The sequence below is a fragment of the Amycolatopsis japonica genome (assembly GCF_000732925.1).
Classification (GTDB): Bacteria; Actinomycetota; Actinomycetes; order Mycobacteriales; family Pseudonocardiaceae; genus Amycolatopsis; species Amycolatopsis japonica.
Genome location: NZ_CP008953.1, coordinates 3895225 through 3914948, shown reverse-complemented (window position 1 = coordinate 3914948; position 19724 = coordinate 3895225). Strand labels below are relative to the sequence as shown.

Genomic DNA, 19724 nt, shown 5'->3' with positions numbered 1-19724 from the left:
GGCGCGGCTAGGGAGCGACCGGCCCCGGCTTGCCGTACAGCCCATTCCCCGCCCAGTTCACGAGATCGTGCGAAGGCCGTGAAGGCGGAGCCGGCACGAAGTTCGCGGCGTCGTCGACGCTTCCCGTGCCGTCGTACTTGGCCTGCAGCGGATACGGGAACACGGGCCGCGTGCGGAAGACCTTGCCGTCGGCGTCGCGGCCGGTGGCGATCGTCCGGTCCGGTGCGGTGCCGCGTTCGACCCAGGAGACCAGTTCCTTCAGCGGGTCGTACTCGGTCAGCTTGTCGCCGGTCGCGCAGTGGTACAGCGCGGGAACCATGAACAGCCGGGCCCAGTCCCGCGTCGCGGCGGGGCCGCCGTTGGCGCGGGTGAGCCGCTCGTAGTAGTCGATGCTGCCCGCGGCGGGGATCGCCTGGTCCGCCCAGCCGTGCCAGATCACGAGTTTCCCGCCAGCACGGCGGAATTCGCGCAGATCCGTCGACATCGCGTTGGAGCGGATGCCTTCCGGGGTCAGCCGGTCGAACTCACGGGAGGTGAAGGCGAATTTCTCGACCGACGAATGCGGTGTGCCGATCGGGTAGGCCATGTACTTCAGGTAGTTGTCGGCGAGTGCCTGCGCGAAGGCGATGCCGCCGGTTTCCGGCGACGGGATGATCCAGCCGTACCACGAGAGTTCGGAGCCGACGGTCTGGCCGCCCGGGTACAGTTTGCGGCCGCGTTCGTCGGTCGGCGGCGCGTAGATCTTCTTCGTGGCGGCCACCTGCGCCGGGGTGAGGCAGCCCGCGTTGTCGGTACCCGGCGGGCAGGCGATCGTGGCCGGGTCGAAGCGGCAGGTGCGGGGATCGTCGATGGCGCCGTCGCCGAGCCCGTCGGACTTGTCGCAAGAGGACAGTGCGGCGGCGTGCAACGCCGGGAGTTTCTCGGCGGTCAGGATCGGTTTGCCGTCGGCGCCGGTGTTCACCTTGGCGAGCCAGGTCTGATACACGCCGAGCAGCGGGCCCCAGTATCCGGCCGGTGCGCCCGCGACGATGCCGTCGAAGTCGTGCGGATAGCGCTGCGCGAGCAGGAGCGCCTCACGGCCGCCGTCGGAGCAGCCGCTGAAATACGACTTCCTCGGCGGAGCGCCGTAGAACGCCGTGATCAGCCGTTTGGACGCCTTCGAGACCACATGCGGCGCACGGAACGCGAAGTCGTCACGGGCGGCCTGGTCGTTTTCGGCCCACTTGCCGTCGTCGACGACGGAGGGGGTCTTGCCGACGTGCCCGTCGTCGGTGGCCGCCACGGCGACGTCGCCCCCGTGCGGGAGACCGCAATCGGCGAACGGCGGTGTGGTGACCACCCCGCAGAACCCGCCGCAGCCGAACTGCAGATACCGGCCGGCGTAGGTCTTGGTCGGCAACCGCAGCTGGAACCGCACCGCCGGCTCCACGTAGCCGCGGACGTCGCAGTTCTCCGGTTCGGTCGCCGTCGCCGGTACGACGGTCGCGCTCTCGACGTGTGTGGTCGCGCCGGGAACGTCGTAGGTCCGCACCAGGTCGGCGCAGGTGCGCACCGGGCGGAACGTCGTTTCGCCGGCGGTGGCCGCCGGAGCCGTGAGTATCGAGCCTGCCGTGATGAGCGCCGCCACGCCGAGCATGGACAACCGCCGCATGTCCCCACCCCAGTTTCCGGGATCGACTTCAGCCGTCACTTCACCCTGGCCCCGGCTCTGTCCGTTGTCCACCAGGTTTCCGGGCATCCGGGTTGTCCAGTTCGGGCCAGGTTTGTCCGAGTGTCTTGACATCGATGTCACAGCCGGGCTTTTCTCTCTGGGCGCCACCGGTCCCCCTGCCTGGTCGGCGCCCAGCATGCCCCCGCGAGAAAGCATTGGTGCAACGATGCCCCGAAGCGTCAGACCTTGGGTCTGCGGCCTCCTGAGTGCCACGGTGGTGGCGTCCGGGCTGGTGGCCCTCCCGGCCACCGCCTCGGCCGAAGAGCTCCCACCGGATTTCTACTCCTCTTTCGAACAAGGCGAACCGGAGCCGACGTGGAGCGACACCGTCGACGTCGACCCGTCCGGCAAGCCCAAGGCGTTCGGTGTCGACGGCGCGAACGCCACCACCATCCCCGGTGACATCCGCGGCAAGGTCACCGAGGTCTCCGCCAACAGCGAGAACACCCCGAACGAGGGCGTGGCGAACCTGGTCGACGGTTCGACCGACACCAAATGGCTGGCCTGGACCCCGACCGGCTGGGCGCAGGTCACGCTCTCCGAGCCGACGTCGATCACCCGGTACGCGCTGTCCTCGGCGAACGACTTCGACAACCGCAACCCGCAGGACTGGACGCTTCAGGGCTCCACCGACGGCAAGACCTGGACCGATCTGGACAAGCAGACCGGGCAGAAGTTCAGCGAGCCGTTCCAGACGAAGGAGTACCGCCTCGCCGCCGCGAGTGCGGCGTACAAGTTCTTCCGCCTCGACGTCACCAAGAACAACGGCGGCCCGATCATGCAGCTCTCGGAGTTGCTCCTGGCGAACGAGGACCCGGCCCCGCCGGCGCTGCCGAACATGCGCAGCTTCACCGACAGCGGTCCGGGCAGCGGCTACACCAGCAAGAACCGGGTCGGCTTCACCGGCCTGCGCGCGTTCCGCTACTCCGGCAGCCACAAGGCGCAAGGACACGGCTGGTCGTACAACAAGATCTTCGACGTCGACATCCCGGTGGCGGCGACCTCGGAGCTGTCGTACAAGGTGCAGCCGGAGTTCATCCGCGGCGATCTGAAGTACCCGAGCACGAACGTCGCGGTGGACCTGGCGTTCACCGACGGCACCTATCTGAGCCAGCTCGGCGCCGTCGACCAGTACGGTTTCGGGCTTTCCCCGCAGGGCCAGGGCGCGAGCAAGGTGCTCTACACCAACCAGTGGAACCTGGTGCGCTCGCAGATCGGCGTGGTCGCGAAGGGCAAGACGATCGACCGGATCCTGGTCGGCTACGACAACGCCGACGGGCCCGGTTCGCTGCAGGGCTGGCTGGACGACATCAAGGTCTCGGCGACGCCGACACCGCCGGCGAGCCTGCGCCCGTCCGACAACGTGCTGACGACGCGCGGTTCGCTGTCCAACGGGTCGTTCTCCCGCGGCAACAACATGCCCGCCACGGCGGTCCCGCACGGGTTCAACTTCTGGATCCCGACGACCGACGCGGGCACGTTGAGCTGGATGTACTCCTACCACTCGCGCAACAACGAGCAGAACCTCCCGGCGCTGCAGGCGTTCTCCGCCAGCCACGCGCCGAGCCCGTGGATGGCCGACCGGCAGACCTTCCAGTTCCTGCCCTCGACCGCGAGTGGTGTGCCGAATCCCGATCGTGAGGCGCGGAAGCTGCCGTTCAAGCACTCCAACGAGACAGCGCGGGCGCACTACTACGGCGTCGACTTCGAGAACGGGATCAAGACCGAGGTCGCGCCGACCGATCACGCCGCGCTGTACCGCTTCAAGTTCCCCGGTGCGGACTCGAACCTGATCTTCGACAACGTCAACAACAACGGCGGGCTCACCCTCGACCCGGCCGGCCGGTCCATCACCGGGTACAGCGACGTGAAGAGCGGGCTGTCGGCCGGTGCGACCCGGATGTTCGTCTACGCCACCTTCGACAAGCCGGTGACGGCCGGTTCGAAGCTGTCCACCGGTTCGGGTGACCAGAAGCGGGACAACGTCCTCGGCTACCTCAAGTTCGACGCGGGCGCCGACAAGACGGTGAACATGCGGATCGCGACTTCGCTGATCAGCGTGGACCAGGCGAAGAAGAACATGGAGCAGGAGCTCGCGCCGAACGCGACCCTCGAATCCGTCGCCGACGCCGCGCAGAACGCGTGGGATCAGAAGCTCAAGGTCGTCGAGGTCGAAGGGGCCTCGAAGGACCAGCTGATCACGCTGTACTCCAACCTCTACCGCCTGTTCCTGTACCCGAACTCGGGCTTCGAGAACGTCGGCACGGTGGAGAAGCCGGTGAAGAAGTACGCGAGCCCGGTGTCACCGAAGGCCGGTCAGGACACTCCGACCCAGACCGGGGCGAAACTGGTCGACGGCGAGTTTTACGTCAACAACGGGTTCTGGGACACCTACCGCACGGTGTGGTCGGCGTATTCGCTGCTCAGCCCGGAGACCACCGGCAAGCTCGTCGACGGTTTCGTGCAGCAGTACCGCGACGGCGGCTGGATCTCGCGCTGGTCCTCCCCCGGCTACGCGGACCTGATGACCGGCACCAGCTCGGATGCCGCGTTCGCGGACGCCTATCTCAAGGGAATCAAGGGGTTCGACGTCCAGTCGGCGTACGACTCGGCGATCAAGAACGCCACCGTGACCCCGCCGAACGGCGCGGTCGGGCGGAAGGGCATCGACGAGGGCACGTTCCTCGGGTACGCGCCGAACACCGCGGACCACGGGTTCTCCTGGGCGATCGAGGGCTACGTCAACGACAACGCCATCGCGAACATGTCGAAGAAGCTCTACGACGAGGCTCCGGCGAACGACCCGCGCAAGCAGGAGTACCTGGACAACTACGGGTACTTCACCGAGCGGGCCACGCAGTACGTGAACGTGTTCGACCCGAGTGTCGGCTTCTTCCAGGGCCGCGACGCGGCGGGCAAGTTCACCCGGAGCAAGGAACAGTTCGACCCGGAGGTCTGGGGTATCGACTACACCGAGACCAACGCGTACGGCATGCGGTTCTCGGTTCCGCAGGACGGACAGGGCCTGGCGAACCTCTACGGCGGCAAGGCGGGGCTGGCGTCCAAATTGGACGAATTCTTCGCCAAACCCGAGCAGGGGCTGAAATTCGGCACCTATCCCGGCGTCATCCACGAGATGACCGAGGCCCGGGACGTGCGGATGGGCATGTACGCGCATTCGAACCAGGCCGCGCACCACACGCTCTACATGTACGACTACGCGGGTCAGCCGTCGAAGACGCAGGCGAAGGTCCGCGAGGCGCTGGCCAGGTTGTACGTCGGCAGCGAGCTCGGCCAGGGCTACGGCGGTGACGAGGACAACGGCGAGCAGTCGGCCTGGTGGCTGTTCGGCATGCTGGGCTTCTACCCGCTGCAGGTCGGCAGCTCGGACTACGCGATCGGCTCGCCGCTGTTCACCAAGGCGACCGTGAACCTTCCCGGCGGCAAGAAGATCGTGGTCAACGCGCCGAAGAACAGCGCGAAGAACGTCTACGTGCAGGGCCTGAAGGTGAACGGCAAGGCGCAGACGTCGACGTCGCTGGCACATGCGGCGATCGCGAACGGCGGGACGCTCGACTTCGACATGGGTCCGAACCCGTCGTCGTGGGGCACGGGCCCGGACGACGCGCCGAAGTCGATCACCAAGGGCGACGCGGTGCCGACGCCGGTGCACGACCTGACCAAGCCGGTCTCCGGCGGGGACGCGGCGTTCTTCGACAACACGTCGCGGACCGAGGCGAAGGTCAAGGCGCCGATCCAGTACCAGGTGCCCTCGACGAACGAGGCGGGTTCGTTCTACACGCTGACTTCGGGCAAGGGCGCGGGCGACGCGAAGAGCTGGGTGCTGAAGGGCTCCTACGACGGGAAGAACTGGGCGGTCGCGGATCAGCGGACCGAGCAGAAGTTCTCGTGGCGGCAGCAGACCAGGGCGTTCAAGATCGCGAACCCGGCGCATTACGCCTACTACCGGCTCGAGGTCACCGCGACCACGGGCGGCGAGGCGTCGCTGTCGGAGTTCGAGGTGCTGGGCAAGCCCGACGCGGCGTGCACCCAGACGATCACGGGTGAGCGCAAGGGTCCGTTGACCGTGCAGACCGGCGTGACCTGTGTGGACGGTGCGACGGTGTCCGGTCCGGTCTCGGTGGCGGCGGGTGCGAGCCTGATCGTCCGCGGCGGCTCGATCTCCGGGCCGGTGACCGCGAACGGTGCGGCGCAGGTCGTGCTTGACCGGACGAAGGTGGGCGGCCCGGTGGCGATCACCGGGACGACCGGGACGGTCTCGATCGAGCTGACCGAGATCGGCGGGCCGGTGGCGTTGACGGGCAACAAGGGGCCGGTGCTGACCTCCAGCACGATCGGCGGACCTCTGGCGTGCGCGGCCAACTCCCCCGCTCCGACGGACTACGACCTGCAGAACACCGTCCGCGGCCCGGCCGCCGGGCAGTGCGCGAAGCTGTAGTCCTCCGGTATGCGCGTGAAGGCCTCCTTCCCCCGGCTGAGCCGAGGGAAGGAGGCCTTCACGCGTTTCGGGAACGCAGGATGCCGAACCCGACCAGGGCCGCGGACAGCACCGTGAGGGCGAGACCCGCGTAAGTGGTCGCCGTCAGGAAGTCGGCCGAGTGCAGAGCCGCGGTCAGCGCTCCGGGGAAGGCCAGCGCAAGGATGGTGCCGCTCGACGCGATGCCGATCCCGGTCGTGACCTCGCCGGCGGTGTCGACGAGCGCGGCTCCGATGGTGGTCCGGTTCGCGGGCAGGCCTCGCATGACGTTGGTACCCGCGACGACGCCGACCACCCGCATCCCCGCCGCGACCAGGGCGAGCGCGACGGCGATCCAGGCATAGCCGAGTCCGCCGAACACGGTGTAGACCGCGAGCCCGCACACGACGGCGGCGGCGCTGAGCCAGGCGGCCTTGGTGAGCCCGACGCGGGTGATCAGCGGGCTGATGACGGCGCCGCCGGCGATGAGGACGACGACCTGGGGCAGCATCCCCAGCGCCGCTTCGGCCGGCGCCCAGCCGAGACCGAACTGGAGGTGCAGCGTCACGAGGTAGCTCAGTCCGGCGGTCGCCAATCCGGCCGCGGCCTTCAGCGCCAGGCCGCTGGACACGAGTGGCCTGGCGACGAGTGCCAGGTCGAGCAGAGGATGCCGAGCGGCCTTCTCACGGACGACGAAGCAGGCTCCGGCGACAAGGGCGGCCGCGGCGGCGCCCCACGGCAGAGCCGAGGAGGTTCCGGCTTCGACGAAGAACGTGGGAGCGAGCAAGGCGAGGACGATCGTCGCGGTTCCCAGGACGGCGCCCGCGACGTCGATCGGTTCGCGGTGCAGATCGGCGGGATCGTCGGCGGGGATACCGGTCCGGATGCCGAGGAACGCGAGCGCGGCGACCGGCACGTTCACCAGCAGCAGCGCCTGCCACGGCGCGACGGTGAGCGCGAGCCCGCCGGCGGTGGGGCCGACGGCGAGGCCGATCAGGCCCACCGTCGAGATCAGCGTGGTCGCGCGGACGCGCAGGACGTCTTCGTCGAACAGCCGGAAGGCGAGGGCGAGGGAACCCGGCGTCGTCATCGCGGCCGCGACACCCATGAGCGCGCGGACGGCGATCAGTTGCCACGCGGCGGTGACGACCATCGTGGCCTGGCTCGCCACGCCGAGCAGGACGAGACCGGTGAGCATGATCTTGCGCCTGCCGATCCGGTCGGACAGCGCGCCGAACGCGAGCATGAGGCCACCGAACACGACGGAATACGCGCCGGTGATCCATTGCAGTGTCGTCGTCGAGGCGGCGAGTTCGCGGCCGATGGTCGGCAGCGCGACGTTGAGGATCGAGTTGTCGAGCATCTCGAACAGGAACACGGCCGAGAGCCCGGCCAGCGCGGGCCATTTCTCGGCGAGAACAGGGGTACGCAAAGGGTCTACTCCTTCGGAATGAAGGAGTGACGGTTCGTTCGATCCCGCGTATGCGCGTGCTCAGCGAGGTGAGCACGTTTCTACCCCGATGGCTCCAGCCTACTGCACTCGTGAGTGTCAAGGACGGTTAGGGCCAACGCACCTACTGGTCAAAGTCCGCCATCCGCAACACCAGCGGCCGCGCGTGAGCAACGGCGTGACTCGGGTGATCAGGGACGTGACTCGCGTGATTGGGGGCCGCACTCGGGTGTTCCGTCTCTGATCACGCGAATTCCGGCTTCGATCACGTGAGTGCGGTGCCAGGTCCTTGTGAGTGGTGAGGACGGTTAGGGCAAGGAGGCCTTCACGGACTTCTCGATCGCCACCCACGGCTCGACAACACCACCAGCTTCAGCAGCGGCGTGTAAGGGCACCTTCGGGTGAGCAAGGGCGGCGGCGCGGCGGTCGTGAGTGGCGATTCGGGTTAGAACCGTCCTCGCCACTCACGAGACCGGTGGGCGAGTCAGGCCGCGGCGCCCCGCACCGCCAGTTTCTGCACGTCCATGTACAGGCACCCGGCCGTCGTCGGCTGCGGCGAGCAGGGCCTGTCCGGATAGAACGACAGCTGGTTGGACGAAACGGTCAGCCGCACGAACCGCACCCCGGTCGCGCTGCCCGGAGCGAGCTGGAGCGCGGTGAGCTTGTTCAGGTCGGCGGGTTTGAAGTCGCCGGTGCCCGCCTTCACCCAGGCCGTGCCGTCCACCGAGGTCTCGACCGTGACGTCCTTGGCCGCGGCGGGCGGGTCGTCGCCGCAGACATTGGTCGGATCGATCTCGATGGCGCTCACGTTGACCGGTTTGCCCAGCTTGATCGTGACGAAGCGCGTCTCGATCTTGCCGTCGGGTCCGACGACCTTGTCGGTCGACCAGCCGCCACCGCCGAGCGCCGACGAGGCGACGAGATCACCGGGACCGCAGCCGTACGGGGTGAAGTCTTCACCGTTGAACGCGGTGACGCCGGCGCCCGCGTCGCCGGACGCCCAGTTGAACCGCAGCGCCCAGTCGACCTTGGTGGTTCCCGACCGCACCGAGACCGCGCGGGTCTCGCTGTCCGCGCCGCCTCCGGAGGCGTAGACCTTCGGATAGGTGCCGGGGAGCACGCCGGGGATGGTGTAGCCGCCCGCGGCGTCGGTGACGGCGGCCAGCGAACCGGCGAAACCGGAGTCGTGCCCGCTGAACCGGACCGCGACGCCCGCGATCGGGGTGCCGCTGTCGCGGTTGGTGACCTTGCCGGTCACGGTTCCGGTCGGGGTGCCTGCCGGCGGCGGGGTGGAGAAGTCCTCCGCGGGCGCGGTGTCGGCGCCGGTGATCGACGCGGCGAAGTAACCCATGCCGCGGGCGGCGAACGTCTTCCACAGTTTGGCGTGCGCGCGGCCGCCGTTGATCACCGTGTCGGCCTGCAGGATCGCGTTCCGCATGTCCAGGAACGACGGCGCCGCGGGCGAAAGCTCCATCGCGCGGGTGACCAGCGCCCGCGTCAGCTGCACCCCGAGAGCCGAGCGGACGTCCCACAGCGTGCTCGCCCAGATCTCGCCGTCGGCGTGGACCTCCGGGAAACCGATGATCCGGCCGAGGTCGCCGTAGGTGTAACCGCCGGGACCGGCTCCGGGCGTGCCGGGGCATTGCGGCGCACCGGCGCCGACCGGGCAGTCCAGCGGCTGGGTGCGGGCGAGGGGGACGCCGTTGCTGACGTAGTCGCCGCCGAGGAGTTCACCCGGTGCCGAGGTGTCCTTGATCGCGTTGCGCCCGACGAGGTAGTCGAAGGCGTACCAGTCGCTCCAGGCCTCGCCCATGGAGCCGGACTGCAGGGAGCTCAGGGTGGAGTTGCCCTGTGCGTCGACGACGAGCCGGTTGGACAGGCCGTGGGTGTACTCGTGGTGGATGATCGTGGCGTCGTCCGCGGAGTTCGCCGCGAGGAACGGGTCGGTCGGGTCCCTCGGGTCGCGGAACAGGAACATCCCCATCGTCGGCGCGTGGCCGTCCGGCGGGGTGCCCATGAACGCGTTGTTGTAATAGCCCGGCGTCTGCGCGCCGAGCAGGGTGTGGACCTGGACGGCGTCGCCGTCGACCTTCTCGAAGTTGCCCGCCTCGCGGGTGAAGCCGATCGGGAACGACGCGAGGTGGTCGTGGAAGCTCCCGACGTAGGCCAGCGCCTGCACGGCGTTCTGCTCGCGGTTCTTCGCCCACGAACCCGGTGTCTTCGGATCCCAGGAGCAGGGCCTCGCCGTCGAACACGGCGGACCGACGGCCGCGTTGAAGTCGCTGAACTTGTACCGGAAGGTGCCGTCGGTGTTCCGGCCGATTTCTTCCTGCGGCTGGAACTTCTGGTCGCCGTTGACGTCGGCGGCGACGTGCGCGACGTTGCCGTCCAGTGTCTTGGCGTCGGCGGGCAGCCAGCCCTTCTGGCTCAGGTTGACCTGCTTCTGCGGCCCGGGCTGAGCCTCCCAAGCGAGGCCCTTGGCTCCGTCGGCGTCGTTGGCGTGGTTGACCAGGTTCTTGCGGTAGAGCAGTTTCCCGGTGCCGGCGTCGGTCACTTCCTGGAACATCTGGTCCACGGCGGGTTTGGTCAGCGTGTACCAGGCGGGACGAATGCCGTCGCCGGTCAGGAACGCGACCTGCTTCGAGTCGGGGCCGGGCGCGGCCAGCGTCGCCGCGCCGAGTGACGCGGGAAGGTCGCGCACGGGCGCGCCGTCCAGCTGGATCAGCCTGCCGTCCTTGGTGACGTGTGCCTTCAAACCGTTGCCGAACACCGGAACGGCGCCGACGGACTGGGTGAAGGACAGATGGTGCGTGCCTTCGACGTCGACGTAGTCCTTGCGCAGGTTCAGTTTCGCGGTGTCGGCGGCGCTGAGACCGACGAGGCCTTCCTTGTCCCGCAGGTAGTTCAGCACGATGTCGCGGGGTGACCTGCCGCTCGGTCCGGTGAGGAAACCGTCGGTGCGGGCCAGGATCCGGGGTGTGCCGGTCAGCTCGTCGAAGTCGAGCAGGGCTTGGTTGCCCAGTTCCGCCCGCGCGGTCGCGACGGAGTTCGCCCGCGACGCCGCGAGCCGGTCCCGCGCGGCCAGGACGCGCGGACTGGTTCTCGCCGTGTCACGGACATCGACGTCCTTCCCTGATCTGTCCGGTGTGGTGTGCACGGCGCCCGGTGCCGGTGCCGCACCGGCTTGGGGCGCCGTGACCAGCGCTAATACGGTGATGGCGGTCGCGGCGCACAGCGAGGCACGCGAACGCGACGAACGTGACGTCACTCCAGACCCCTCTCTCGGTGGTGACGCAGACGTTCCATTCGTACCGATACAGTCACAGTGGACGTCAGCGCCGATCAGGTACGGCAATCCCGGTGAGCGGTACCCCTGGCAGGATGGTGTCCACAGTGGATTCAAGAGGGATTCGTAGGGGACGATGGACAGCGCGACGGAATTCGAGCGGCTGAGGCCCGCCATGTTCGGGCTCGCGTATCGCCTGCTCGGTTCGGCCGCCGAGGCGGAAGACGCCGTTCAGGACGCGTATCCGAAATGGGCGGGCGCCGAGCGCGAGTCGATCGGCTCGCCACGGGCGTGGCTGGCGAAGGTGGTCACCAATCTCTGCCTTAACCGGCTGACGTCGGCCAGGGCGCAGCGCGAGCGGTACGTCGGGCCGTGGTTGCCCGAGCCGGTTCTGACCTCGACCGACGTGCTCGGTCCGTTGGAGACGGCGGAGCAGCGGGATTCGGTGTCGCTGGCGATGCTGGTGCTGCTGGAGCAGCTCAGCCCGGTGGAGCGCGCGGTTTTCGTGCTGAAGGAGGCCTTCGCCTACAGCCATCGGGAGATCGCCGGGATCCTCGACGTCTCCGAGGTCAACTCGCGTCAGCTGCACAGCCGTGCGCGAAAGGCGTTGGACCGCTCGGATGAGCGACGGGTTTCGAACCCGCGCCATCACGAGAAGCTGGTCGAGAGCTTCCTGTCCGCGGCGCGGGACGGCGATTTGCCCGCTTTGGAGAGTCTGCTCACCGCCGACGTGACGGCGTGGTCGGACGGTGGCGGCAAGGTCACCGCGGCGCGGCGTCCGGTGCGCGGCGCGGCCAAGGTCGCGCGGCTGTACGCCGGGATGTTCGCCGGCGCCGGCGAGGTGTCGATCGAGATCCTCGAGGTCAACGGTGGCCCGGCGGTGGTCGCGACGGCCGGTGACGCCCTGTTCGGAGTCCTCGGGTTCGAGGTGGTGGACGGCCGGATCCGCGGGCTGCGCGCGGTCGGCAATCCGGACAAGCTCGCCTTCCTGTCGGGGCAGCTGTCACGTTCCGGATGGCTCGCTGGTTCTTGAGGGTGAAAGCTCTCGAGAAGGAGGACCAAGGTGGCGAACCCGATTCTGGTGACCGGCGGTACCGGCGATCTCGGCCGCGAGGTGGTGCGGCGGCTGGCGGCCGAAGATCGGCGGGTCCGCGTCATGAGCAGGCGCCCGCGGCCCGCGGACGTGCGGCACGAGTGGGCGCGGTGCGATCTGAAGACCGGTGACGGTCTCGCCGAGGCGGTCGACGGTGTGTCGGCGATCATCCATTGCGCGTCCACGCTGGGCCGCAGGGACGAGCAGGTGACGAGGAACCTGGTCGAGGCGGCGAAGCGGGCTGGCGATCCGCACGTGGTGTACATCTCGATCGTCGGCATCGACGTGATCCGGTTCTTCTACTACAACGAGAAGCTGGCCTCGGAGAAGGTGATCGAGGAGTCCGGTCTGCCGTGGACGGTGCTGCGCGCGACGCAGTTCCACGAACTCGTCGCGCGGGCCTCGTCGGCGCAGCGGCGGCTGCCGGTGACGATCATGCCGTCGGGCTTCCGGTTCCAGCCGGTCAGCACCGGCGATGTCGCGGACCGGCTGGTCGCGCTGGCGTCCGGTGAGCCGTCGGGGCGGGTGGCGGACATGGGCGGCCCGGAGGTGCGGAGCGCGCGTGACCTTGCGGAGGCGTATCAGCGCTCGGTGGGGCGCCGGAAGCCGATCGTCTCGCTGTGGGTGCCGGGTAAGGCGGCCAGGGCGTTCCGGGCGGGCGGCAACCTGACCCCGGAGAACGCGACCGGTGTGGGCACCTTCGAGGAGTTCCTCTCTACCCGCGTTTAGTCCTCTGGATGCGGCACACCGAGCCGGGCTCACGCGCGGGAGTTACGGTGGCCTGGTGACGATCACCGGGTTCTTCTCCTCCTTCGAAACGGGTGATCCGCAGCCGGTGGATCCGGCCTTGCGTGTCGGCACCGGACCGCGTTCGTCGCCGACGGCGAAGCCCGGCGTCGGGTTCACCGGCGCGCACGCGCTCCGCTACGAGAACACGCTGCGCGCGACGGTGTTCGAAGTGGACGTCGAGGTCACCGGCCACACCGAACTGTCCTATGTGGTCTTCCCCGAGGCCGAGTCCGACGTGCCCGGCTATCGCGGCACCTTCGTGGCGCTGGACGTCGAGTTCGACGACGGGACGTCGGCCGGGTTCAGCGCCACGGAGCAGGGCCTGGGCAAGACGCTGTACGTGGACCAGTGGAATCTCGTGCGCCGACGGCTGGGTGAGTTCGCCGGACGGCGGATCACCCGGATCGTCCTGGTCAGCGAACCGCCGGACGGCGACAGCGCGGGCTGGGTGGACGACGTCCGGCTCACCGAGCGCACGATCGAGATCCGTGAGCCGGTCGACCACGTCCGCACCACCCGCGGCACGCACTCCAGCGACAAGTTCTCACGGGGCAACAACTTCCCCGCGACGGCGATCCCGCACGGCTTCAACTTCTGGACCCCGGTCACCGACGCGAGCGCCACCAACTGGATCTACGGCTACCACCGGCACAACGACGCCGAGAACCGTCCGGCACTGCAGGCCTTCGCGCTGTCACATCAGCCGAGCCCGTGGATGGGCGACCGGCACACCTTCCAGGTGATGCCGGGCATCGGAGAAGTGGAGGCCGACCGGTCCCGCCGCGCGCTCGCGTTCTCCCACGACGACGAGATCGACCGGCCGCATCACTACGGTGTCCGGTTCGCCAACGGCGTCACCACCGACATCGCCCCGGCGGATCACGCGGCGCTGTTCCGCTTCACCTTCCCGGGTGATCGCGGCTGGCTGCTGTTCGACAACGCCCGCAACCGGGGCGGTGTGCGCCTCGACGCGGCGAACGGTGTGGTCACCGGGCACACGTGGGTCCGCAGCCGGTTGTCGGCGGGGGCGCGACGGATGTTCGTGTACGCCGAGTTCGACGTCCCGGCCGAACGCGGCGGGAGGATCCGGCGTCCGGTGTGGCGCACGGTGACCGGGTTCGTGGAGTTCGCCGCGGGTGAGGTGACGATGCGGATCGCGACGTCGCTGATCAGCCTCGCGCAGGCGAAGCGGAACCTCGACCAGGAGATCCCCGCCGGGACGACCTTCGAGCAGGTCCGTGACCAAGCCCGCGCCCGGTGGTCCGAGGTGCTGGACCGGATCGAGATCGAGGGCGCGACCGAGGATCAGCGCACCACGTTCTACTCCAACCTCTACCGGCTCTTCCTGTATCCGAATTCCGCGCACGAGGACACGCCGAAGGGCGTCCGTCACGCGAGTCCGGTGATCCGCCGGTGGTGGCCGAGCACGCGCACCAAGACCGGCGCGAAGGTCGTGGACGGCGAGATGTACGTCAACAACGGCTTCTGGGACACCTACCGCACCACGTGGCCCGCGTACGCCCTGCTCACCCCGGGCCGGTGCGGGCGGATGATCGACGGGTTCGTCCAGCAGTACCGCGAGGGCGGCTGGATCTCGCGCTGGTCCTCCCCCGGCTACGCCAACCTCATGACCGGCACCAGCTCCGACGTGGCGTTCGCCGACGCGTATCTCAAGGGCGTGCGCGGCTTCGACGTCGAGGCTGCCTACGAAGCGGCACTGAAGAACGCGACCGTGACACCGAGCGGCCAGAGCGTCGGACGGAAGGGGCTGCACGAGTCGATCTTCCTCGGGTTCACGCCGACGTCGGTCCACGAAGGCCTGTCGTGGGCGCTGGAGGGCTGCGTCAACGACTTCGGCCTCGCCAATTTCGCCGAGGCGCTCGGGCGGAGCGACGACGCCGCGTACTTCCGGCAGCGCTCGCAGCAGTACGCGAACCACTTCGACCACCTGATCGGGTTCTTCCAGGGCCGCAACCGTGACGGGAGCCGGCATTTCGGTGCCGCGGGTTACGACCCCGAGGCGTGGGGCGGCGACTTCACCGAGACGAATTCCTGGAACACCGCGTTCTCCGTCCCCCACGACGGCGCCGGGCTCGCCGCGCTGCACGGCGGCACCGAAGCGCTGGAGTCCAAACTGGACACCTTCTTCGCGACCCCGGAGACCGGCCGCAAACCGGGTTCCTACGGCGGGCTGATCCACGAGATGACCGAGGCCCGCGACGTCCGGATGGGACAGTACGGGCATTCCAACCAGCCGTCGCACCACATTCCCTGGATCTATCACCACGCGGGCGCACCGTCGAAGACGCAGCGGATCGTGCGGGAGGTCCTGCGGCGGCTCTATGTCGGGAGCGACCTCGGCCAGGGTTATCCGGGCGACGAGGACAACGGCGAGATGTCCGCCTGGTACGTCTTCGCCGCGCTCGGGTTCTACCCGCTGGCGATGGGCAGCCCCGGGTACGTGATCGGCTCGCCGCTGTTCACGAAGGCGACCGTCCACCTGGAGAACGGGAAGGACCTGGTCGTCGAGGCGCCCGGCAACACGGAGGACACCGTGTACGTCCAGGGGCTGACGATCGACGGGCGACCGCACGACAGCAGCGCGCTGTCGCATTCCGTGCTGGCCGAGGGCGCGGTGCTGAAGTTCGCGATGGGCGAGCAGCCGTCGGAATGGGGCCGCTCCCCCGCCGAGCCCGCCGCCCCGGGCCCGCTCACGGACATCACGGTGGCCGACGGCCCCCTGTTCGACGACACCACCAAGACCGAGATCACCTTCCCCGGACGCGAACCCGTCATCGAGTTCCCGGTCGAGGACGCCTCGCGTGAGGTCGTGATGTACACGCTGACCTCGGGAAGCCGGCGGGGTGACCCGCGTTCGTGGGTGCTGGAGGGCTCCGACGACGGCGAGCAGTGGACGCTGCTGGACCAGCGGGAAGGTGAGCGGTTCCGCTGGCGGCGTCAGACGCGGCCGTTCGCCCTCGCCGGGCCGGTGAGGCACGCCCGATACCGTCTTCGCGTCACCTCGTCCACCGCCCGGCGGGTCACCCTCGCCCAAGGAGAGCTGCTCGCCCGATGATCTCCCGCATCACCCAGGCCACGACCGACCGTCTGGTCGCCTCCGATCCCGGCCTGGTCCGGCTCCGGCTCGGTTTCTCGGCCGTGCTCAGCATCGTGGTCGCGGTGCTGGCCATCCTGCCGTTCCACCAGCCGCTCACGGTCACCCTCGTCGCCGCGATCGCCGCGATGACGTCCGCTTTCACCGTCAACGACGAGACCCCGGGGAAGCAGGCAGTGACGCTGATACTCGGGCTGGTCCTCGGTGCGGCGTCGCTCACCGCGGCGAGTGTGGGCTCGGCGGTGCCGCCGCTGGACAGCATCGTGTTCGTGTTGCTGATCTTCGTCGCGGTCTACGCGCAGCGATTCGGTGCGCGCGGGATCGCGCTGGGTTCGCTGTCGTTCTTCCTGTTCTTCTTCGCGATGTTCCTGCAGACCCATTTGAAACAGGTCCCGGTGCTGCTGCTGGCGCTGACGATCGGGATCGCGGCCAACGCGGTGGTCCGTTTCGTCCTGCTGCGCCGGCATACCGACGCGGAGTTCCTGCGGATCCGGCGGGCGTTCCGGGCCAGGCTCGCCGCGGTGGTGCGCGCGGCGGAGGACCACCTCGCGGTCGGGGGCAGCGAGCGCACCCGCAAGCGGCTCCGCACGACGAACGCCCGCATGCACGAGTCCGTGCTGCTCATCGAGGACACGGCGCCCGAGGTGACCGGCGCGGATTCGGTGAACCGGCTGCGCCGCCGCGCGATCGAGGTCGAGCTGGCGGTGCAATGGCTGACGATCACGGTGCAGCGCACCTGCGCCGAGGATCTCGACGACGACGTCCGCGACGATCTGATCGCGCGGATGCGGCGGTTCCGGTCGCTGATCGAGCGGGACCCGCGGGAGCTGCCGCTGATCAGCGAGACCGAAGAGTTCAGCAAGATGCTGGTGGAAGGCAGCCGGATCGACGAGCACGCCGCGCCCGGTGACGGCGTCCGGCGCGCGCTCGCCGAACTCGCGCTGGCCGACGTGCGCGCGCAGCGGGTCGCCGAACACGACGTCTCCGATGCCGTCGACGATCCCGAGGATCCCGACGAGGAGAAGTCGTCGGCGTTCGCCTACGACAACCAGACGCGCAGCGCCATCCAGGCCGTCGTGGGTGGCGGCCTCGCCGTGCTCGGCGGGGAACTGGTGTCGAGCCAGCGGTGGTACTGGGCGGTGCTGACCGTGTTCGTGGTGTTCATCGGCTCGTCGACCGCGGGGGCGACGTTCGTCAAGGGCGTCCGGCGGATCGGCGGCACGCTGATCGGGATCGTGGGCGGGCTGGTGCTGACGCTGCTCGTGTCGGGCAGTGTGCCGGCGACGTTGGCGCTGATCCTGGTGTGCGTGTTCGGCATGGTCTACATGGCGCGGGTGTCGCAGGTGATCATGGCGTTCTTCATCACCAGCATGCTCGGGTTGCTGTACAGCCTGCTGGGGACGTTCAGCCTCGAGGTGCTGTGGATCCGCGTGGCGGAGACCGCGGTCGGCGCGGCGGCCGGGGTGCTGGCGGCGGTGGTGATCGTGCCGGTGCGCACGCGCGCGGTGATGCTCGACGACGTCTCGGCATTGCTGGAGGAACTGGACGAGTTCGTCGAGAAGACCGCGGGTCTGTTGTCCGGTGCGGAGAACGTGAGCGTCATCGAGAAGTCGCGTGACCTGGACCGGGCGGTGGACAAGGTCCGCACGACGATCGAGCCGCTGACGCATCCGGTGAACCTCAGCAGCCGCCGGGACTACGGCTGGCACGTGCTCACGACGGTGGAGACGATCGCGTTCCGCGCCCGGCACGTCGCGGCGCGGTCGCAGGCGGGGCTGCTGCTCAACGAGGCGGACCGGCTGCTGCTGTACACCGGGCGGATCCGGGCGAACACCGCCGTGCTGCGGGAGGCGATCGGCGATCCCGGCGGTTCGGGGCACGGGACGCTGGTCCGGGACGACGGGACGCCGGTGGCGGACCGGATCGACGATCCGCGGGCGCGTTCGGTGCTGACGAGTCTCGGGCATCTGGACGAGACGGTGATCGCGTTGGGGCGGGTGTTCGGCGTGGAGGCCACCGATCCGGAGCCGTCCGGGAAGCCGTGACGTCCCAGGTCGGTCCGTGAAGGCCTCTTCCCCAAGTACATGAAGGCCCCCTTCCTTGCGCTAGACGCAAGGAAGGGGGCCTTCATGTACTTCAAACCATCCGCGAGCACTCACGAGGTGTTCAGGGGTCAGTTCTTCGGTTTCGGGCAGTTCTTCCACGAGAAGTGGTACGTGGTCTTGATGGAACCGTCGGTCGAGTCCATGGTGACGAAGCTGGTGGTCTTCTTCGGATCGGAAGTGCCGACCGCGGCCCGCAGTTCCGTGTTGATGTTGAAGTTCCGGTCCTCACCACAGGGTTTGTAGACGATGGCACCGACTTCGATGTCGTCGGTGAACTGCCAGTTGTCCTCGAACGGGCCTTTGAGACTGTGGTTCACGTACGACGTCGGCGAATTGCCTTGGAAGTAGTAGTTGGCGCGTTCCAGACCGGTGGCTCCCGCGGCCAAGGAGGCGAATCCGCGGTAATCGGTGCCCGCGATGCCGTAGGTGAATCCCTGCGGCACGTGGACGTAGAGATTGAGCTGACAGTTCTTGCGCAGATCGGTCGGTTTCGCGCCGACGCCGACCTGGGCGGTGTATTCGCTGTAGGTGACGGTGAACGCGGTGTTGTCCGGCGATACGGAAACGGCCGCCGTACCGGGTTTGCATCCGGTTCCGTTGACCGTCACGACGTCGATGACTATCTTGTCGGACGGCAACGGGGGTGGCACCCACGCGTTCGGGGTGACGACCGAGGAGAAAAGCGTTACGGCAGCGACCAGCACGTTGAGCATGGGATCCTTCCCAAAGCTTCGACACGGCGGGATCGGCGGATTCAGCGAGACGATTTCTCCCTGCCGCCCGCCGGAAATGGGGTCGTCGAGAAGACTCGTCGCCGCCGGGCAGGGCGGCGACGAGCGGTGAAGTCCTCGTTCAGAGCGGCCAAGGCCCTGACCAGGCATGGGTGGGACGGCCTTCTTCCGGACCGGGAAGCAGGCCGTCACCCTGGAGGAGAGGTCAGGAGGCCGGGCAGGTCTTCCACGAGAAGTGGTAGGTGGTCTTGAACGCGCCGTCGGTGGAATCCATCGTGATGAAACTGGTGGTCTTCTTGGGATCCGACGAACCCGCGCCGACCCTCAGTTCCGTGTTCACGTTGAGATTCCGGTCCTCGCCGCACGGCTTGTAGATGATGACGCCACCTTCGGCTTCGTCACGGAATTGCCAGTTGTCCGACAGTGGCCCGTTGACGGGATGGCTCACCTGTGCGGTCGGCGAATTCCCTTGGAAGTAATAATTCGCCCGCTGCAATGCCTTGGCGCCGGATTCGAGCGATGCGAAACCGCGGTAATCGGCGCTGGCGATGCCGTAGGTGAATCCCTGCGGCACGTGGATGTTGAGGTTCAGCTGGCAGTTCTTCCGGAAGTCGGTGGGCTTCGCGCCGACGCCGACCTGCGCGGTGTATTCGCTGTAGGTGACCGTGAAGGAACTGTTGTCCCTGGCCACGGCCACGGCGGACGAACCCGGCGGACAACCGGACCCGTTGACGGTGATGACGTCGATGACGACCCGGTCGGGCGGCGGTCCGGGCGGCGGGGACATGCTGTTCGGCGTTATTATCGACGAGAAAAGAGATACGGCGGCAACCACTGCATTGAGCATGGGGTCCTTCCCAAAACTTCCACACGGGGGGCGGGGAACTGGGCGGACTCATGCTAGCGAGTCGATCTTCACGATGCCGCCCGCCGATCGGACGAAACCGTCTCGGCAATCGGTTCATGA

General features: G+C 68.3%; 10 protein-coding genes. 5 read left to right on the top strand and 5 right to left on the bottom strand.

Features of this window, described 5'->3' with window-relative positions:
* Window positions 1–7: 7 nt before the first annotated feature.
* Window positions 8–1651 carry a tannase/feruloyl esterase family alpha/beta hydrolase gene (locus tag AJAP_RS18255; RefSeq protein WP_038523346.1) on the bottom strand — a complete coding sequence of 548 codons (1644 nt, stop codon included), beginning with the start codon at window positions 1649–1651 and terminating at the stop codon, window positions 8–10.
* A 226-nt stretch (window positions 1652–1877) separates the two neighbouring features.
* On the opposite strand from AJAP_RS18255, the gene AJAP_RS18250 reads away from it, so the two are divergent.
* Window positions 1878–6170 carry a GH92 family glycosyl hydrolase gene (locus AJAP_RS18250; RefSeq protein WP_038513248.1) on the top strand — a complete coding sequence of 1431 codons (4293 nt, stop codon included), beginning with the start codon at window positions 1878–1880 and terminating at the stop codon, window positions 6168–6170.
* Between the two features lie 58 nt (window positions 6171–6228).
* Here the strand turns inward: AJAP_RS18250 and AJAP_RS18245 are convergent, their stop codons facing one another.
* Window positions 6229–7620 (bottom strand): MFS transporter, encoded by a 1392-nt coding sequence (locus AJAP_RS18245; protein WP_038513246.1) that lies wholly within the window; start codon window positions 7618–7620, stop codon window positions 6229–6231.
* A gap of 502 nt (window positions 7621–8122) precedes the next feature.
* On the bottom strand, window positions 8123–10906 hold the full coding sequence (locus AJAP_RS18240; RefSeq protein WP_051972504.1) for a M36 family metallopeptidase: 2784 nt from the start codon (window positions 10904–10906) through the stop codon (window positions 8123–8125).
* A gap of 154 nt (window positions 10907–11060) precedes the next feature.
* Here AJAP_RS18240 and AJAP_RS18235 point away from each other — a divergent pair, with 154 nt between their 5' ends.
* The 4 genes from AJAP_RS18235 to AJAP_RS18220 are packed head-to-tail and all read left to right on the top strand — an operon-like array spanning window position 11061 to window position 17966.
* Window positions 11061–11957 (top strand): RNA polymerase sigma-70 factor, encoded by an 897-nt coding sequence (locus AJAP_RS18235; RefSeq protein WP_038513244.1) that lies wholly within the window; start codon window positions 11061–11063, stop codon window positions 11955–11957.
* A 30-nt stretch (window positions 11958–11987) separates the two neighbouring features.
* Window positions 11988–12746: an SDR family oxidoreductase gene (locus AJAP_RS18230; RefSeq protein ID WP_038513242.1), complete on the top strand. Its 759-nt coding sequence runs from the start codon at window positions 11988–11990 to the stop codon at window positions 12744–12746.
* 55 nt (window positions 12747–12801) lie between these two features.
* A complete protein-coding gene (locus AJAP_RS18225) occupies window positions 12802–15882 on the top strand; it encodes a GH92 family glycosyl hydrolase (protein WP_038513240.1) in 3081 nt (1026 codons plus the stop codon).
* Window positions 15879–17966 (top strand): FUSC family protein, encoded by a 2088-nt coding sequence (locus AJAP_RS18220; RefSeq protein WP_148311528.1) that lies wholly within the window; start codon window positions 15879–15881, stop codon window positions 17964–17966. Before AJAP_RS18225 ends, AJAP_RS18220 begins: the two co-directional genes overlap by 4 nt.
* 128 nt (window positions 17967–18094) lie before the next feature.
* On the opposite strand, the gene AJAP_RS18215 is transcribed toward AJAP_RS18220, so the two are convergent.
* Together AJAP_RS18215 and AJAP_RS18210 are read right to left on the bottom strand one after the other, a co-directional pair.
* Window positions 18095–18739 carry a DUF4360 domain-containing protein gene (locus AJAP_RS18215; protein ID WP_038513238.1) on the bottom strand — a complete coding sequence of 215 codons (645 nt, stop codon included), beginning with the start codon at window positions 18737–18739 and terminating at the stop codon, window positions 18095–18097.
* 223 nt (window positions 18740–18962) lie between these two features.
* Complete coding sequence (locus tag AJAP_RS18210) at window positions 18963–19604, bottom strand: DUF4360 domain-containing protein (RefSeq protein ID WP_038513236.1); 642 nt, start codon at window positions 19602–19604, stop codon at window positions 18963–18965.
* Window positions 19605–19724 lie beyond the last annotated feature (120 nt).

What these genes read in the sequence shown, in the direction of transcription:
- AJAP_RS18215 (WP_038513238.1), bottom strand. Translation starts at nt 18,739, where the DNA reads ATGCTCAACGTGCTGGTCGCTGCCGTAACGCTTTTCTCCTCGGTCGTC.
- AJAP_RS18220 (WP_148311528.1), top strand. Translation starts at nt 15,879, where the DNA reads ATGATCTCCCGCATCACCCAGGCCACGACCGACCGTCTGGTCGCCTCC.
- AJAP_RS18255 (WP_038523346.1), bottom strand. Translation starts at nt 1,651, where the DNA reads ATGCGGCGGTTGTCCATGCTCGGCGTGGCGGCGCTCATCACGGCAGGC.
- AJAP_RS18235 (WP_038513244.1), top strand. Translation starts at nt 11,061, where the DNA reads ATGGACAGCGCGACGGAATTCGAGCGGCTGAGGCCCGCCATGTTCGGG.
- AJAP_RS18210 (WP_038513236.1), bottom strand. Translation starts at nt 19,604, where the DNA reads ATGCTCAATGCAGTGGTTGCCGCCGTATCTCTTTTCTCGTCGATAATA.
- AJAP_RS18250 (WP_038513248.1), top strand. Translation starts at nt 1,878, where the DNA reads ATGCCCCGAAGCGTCAGACCTTGGGTCTGCGGCCTCCTGAGTGCCACG.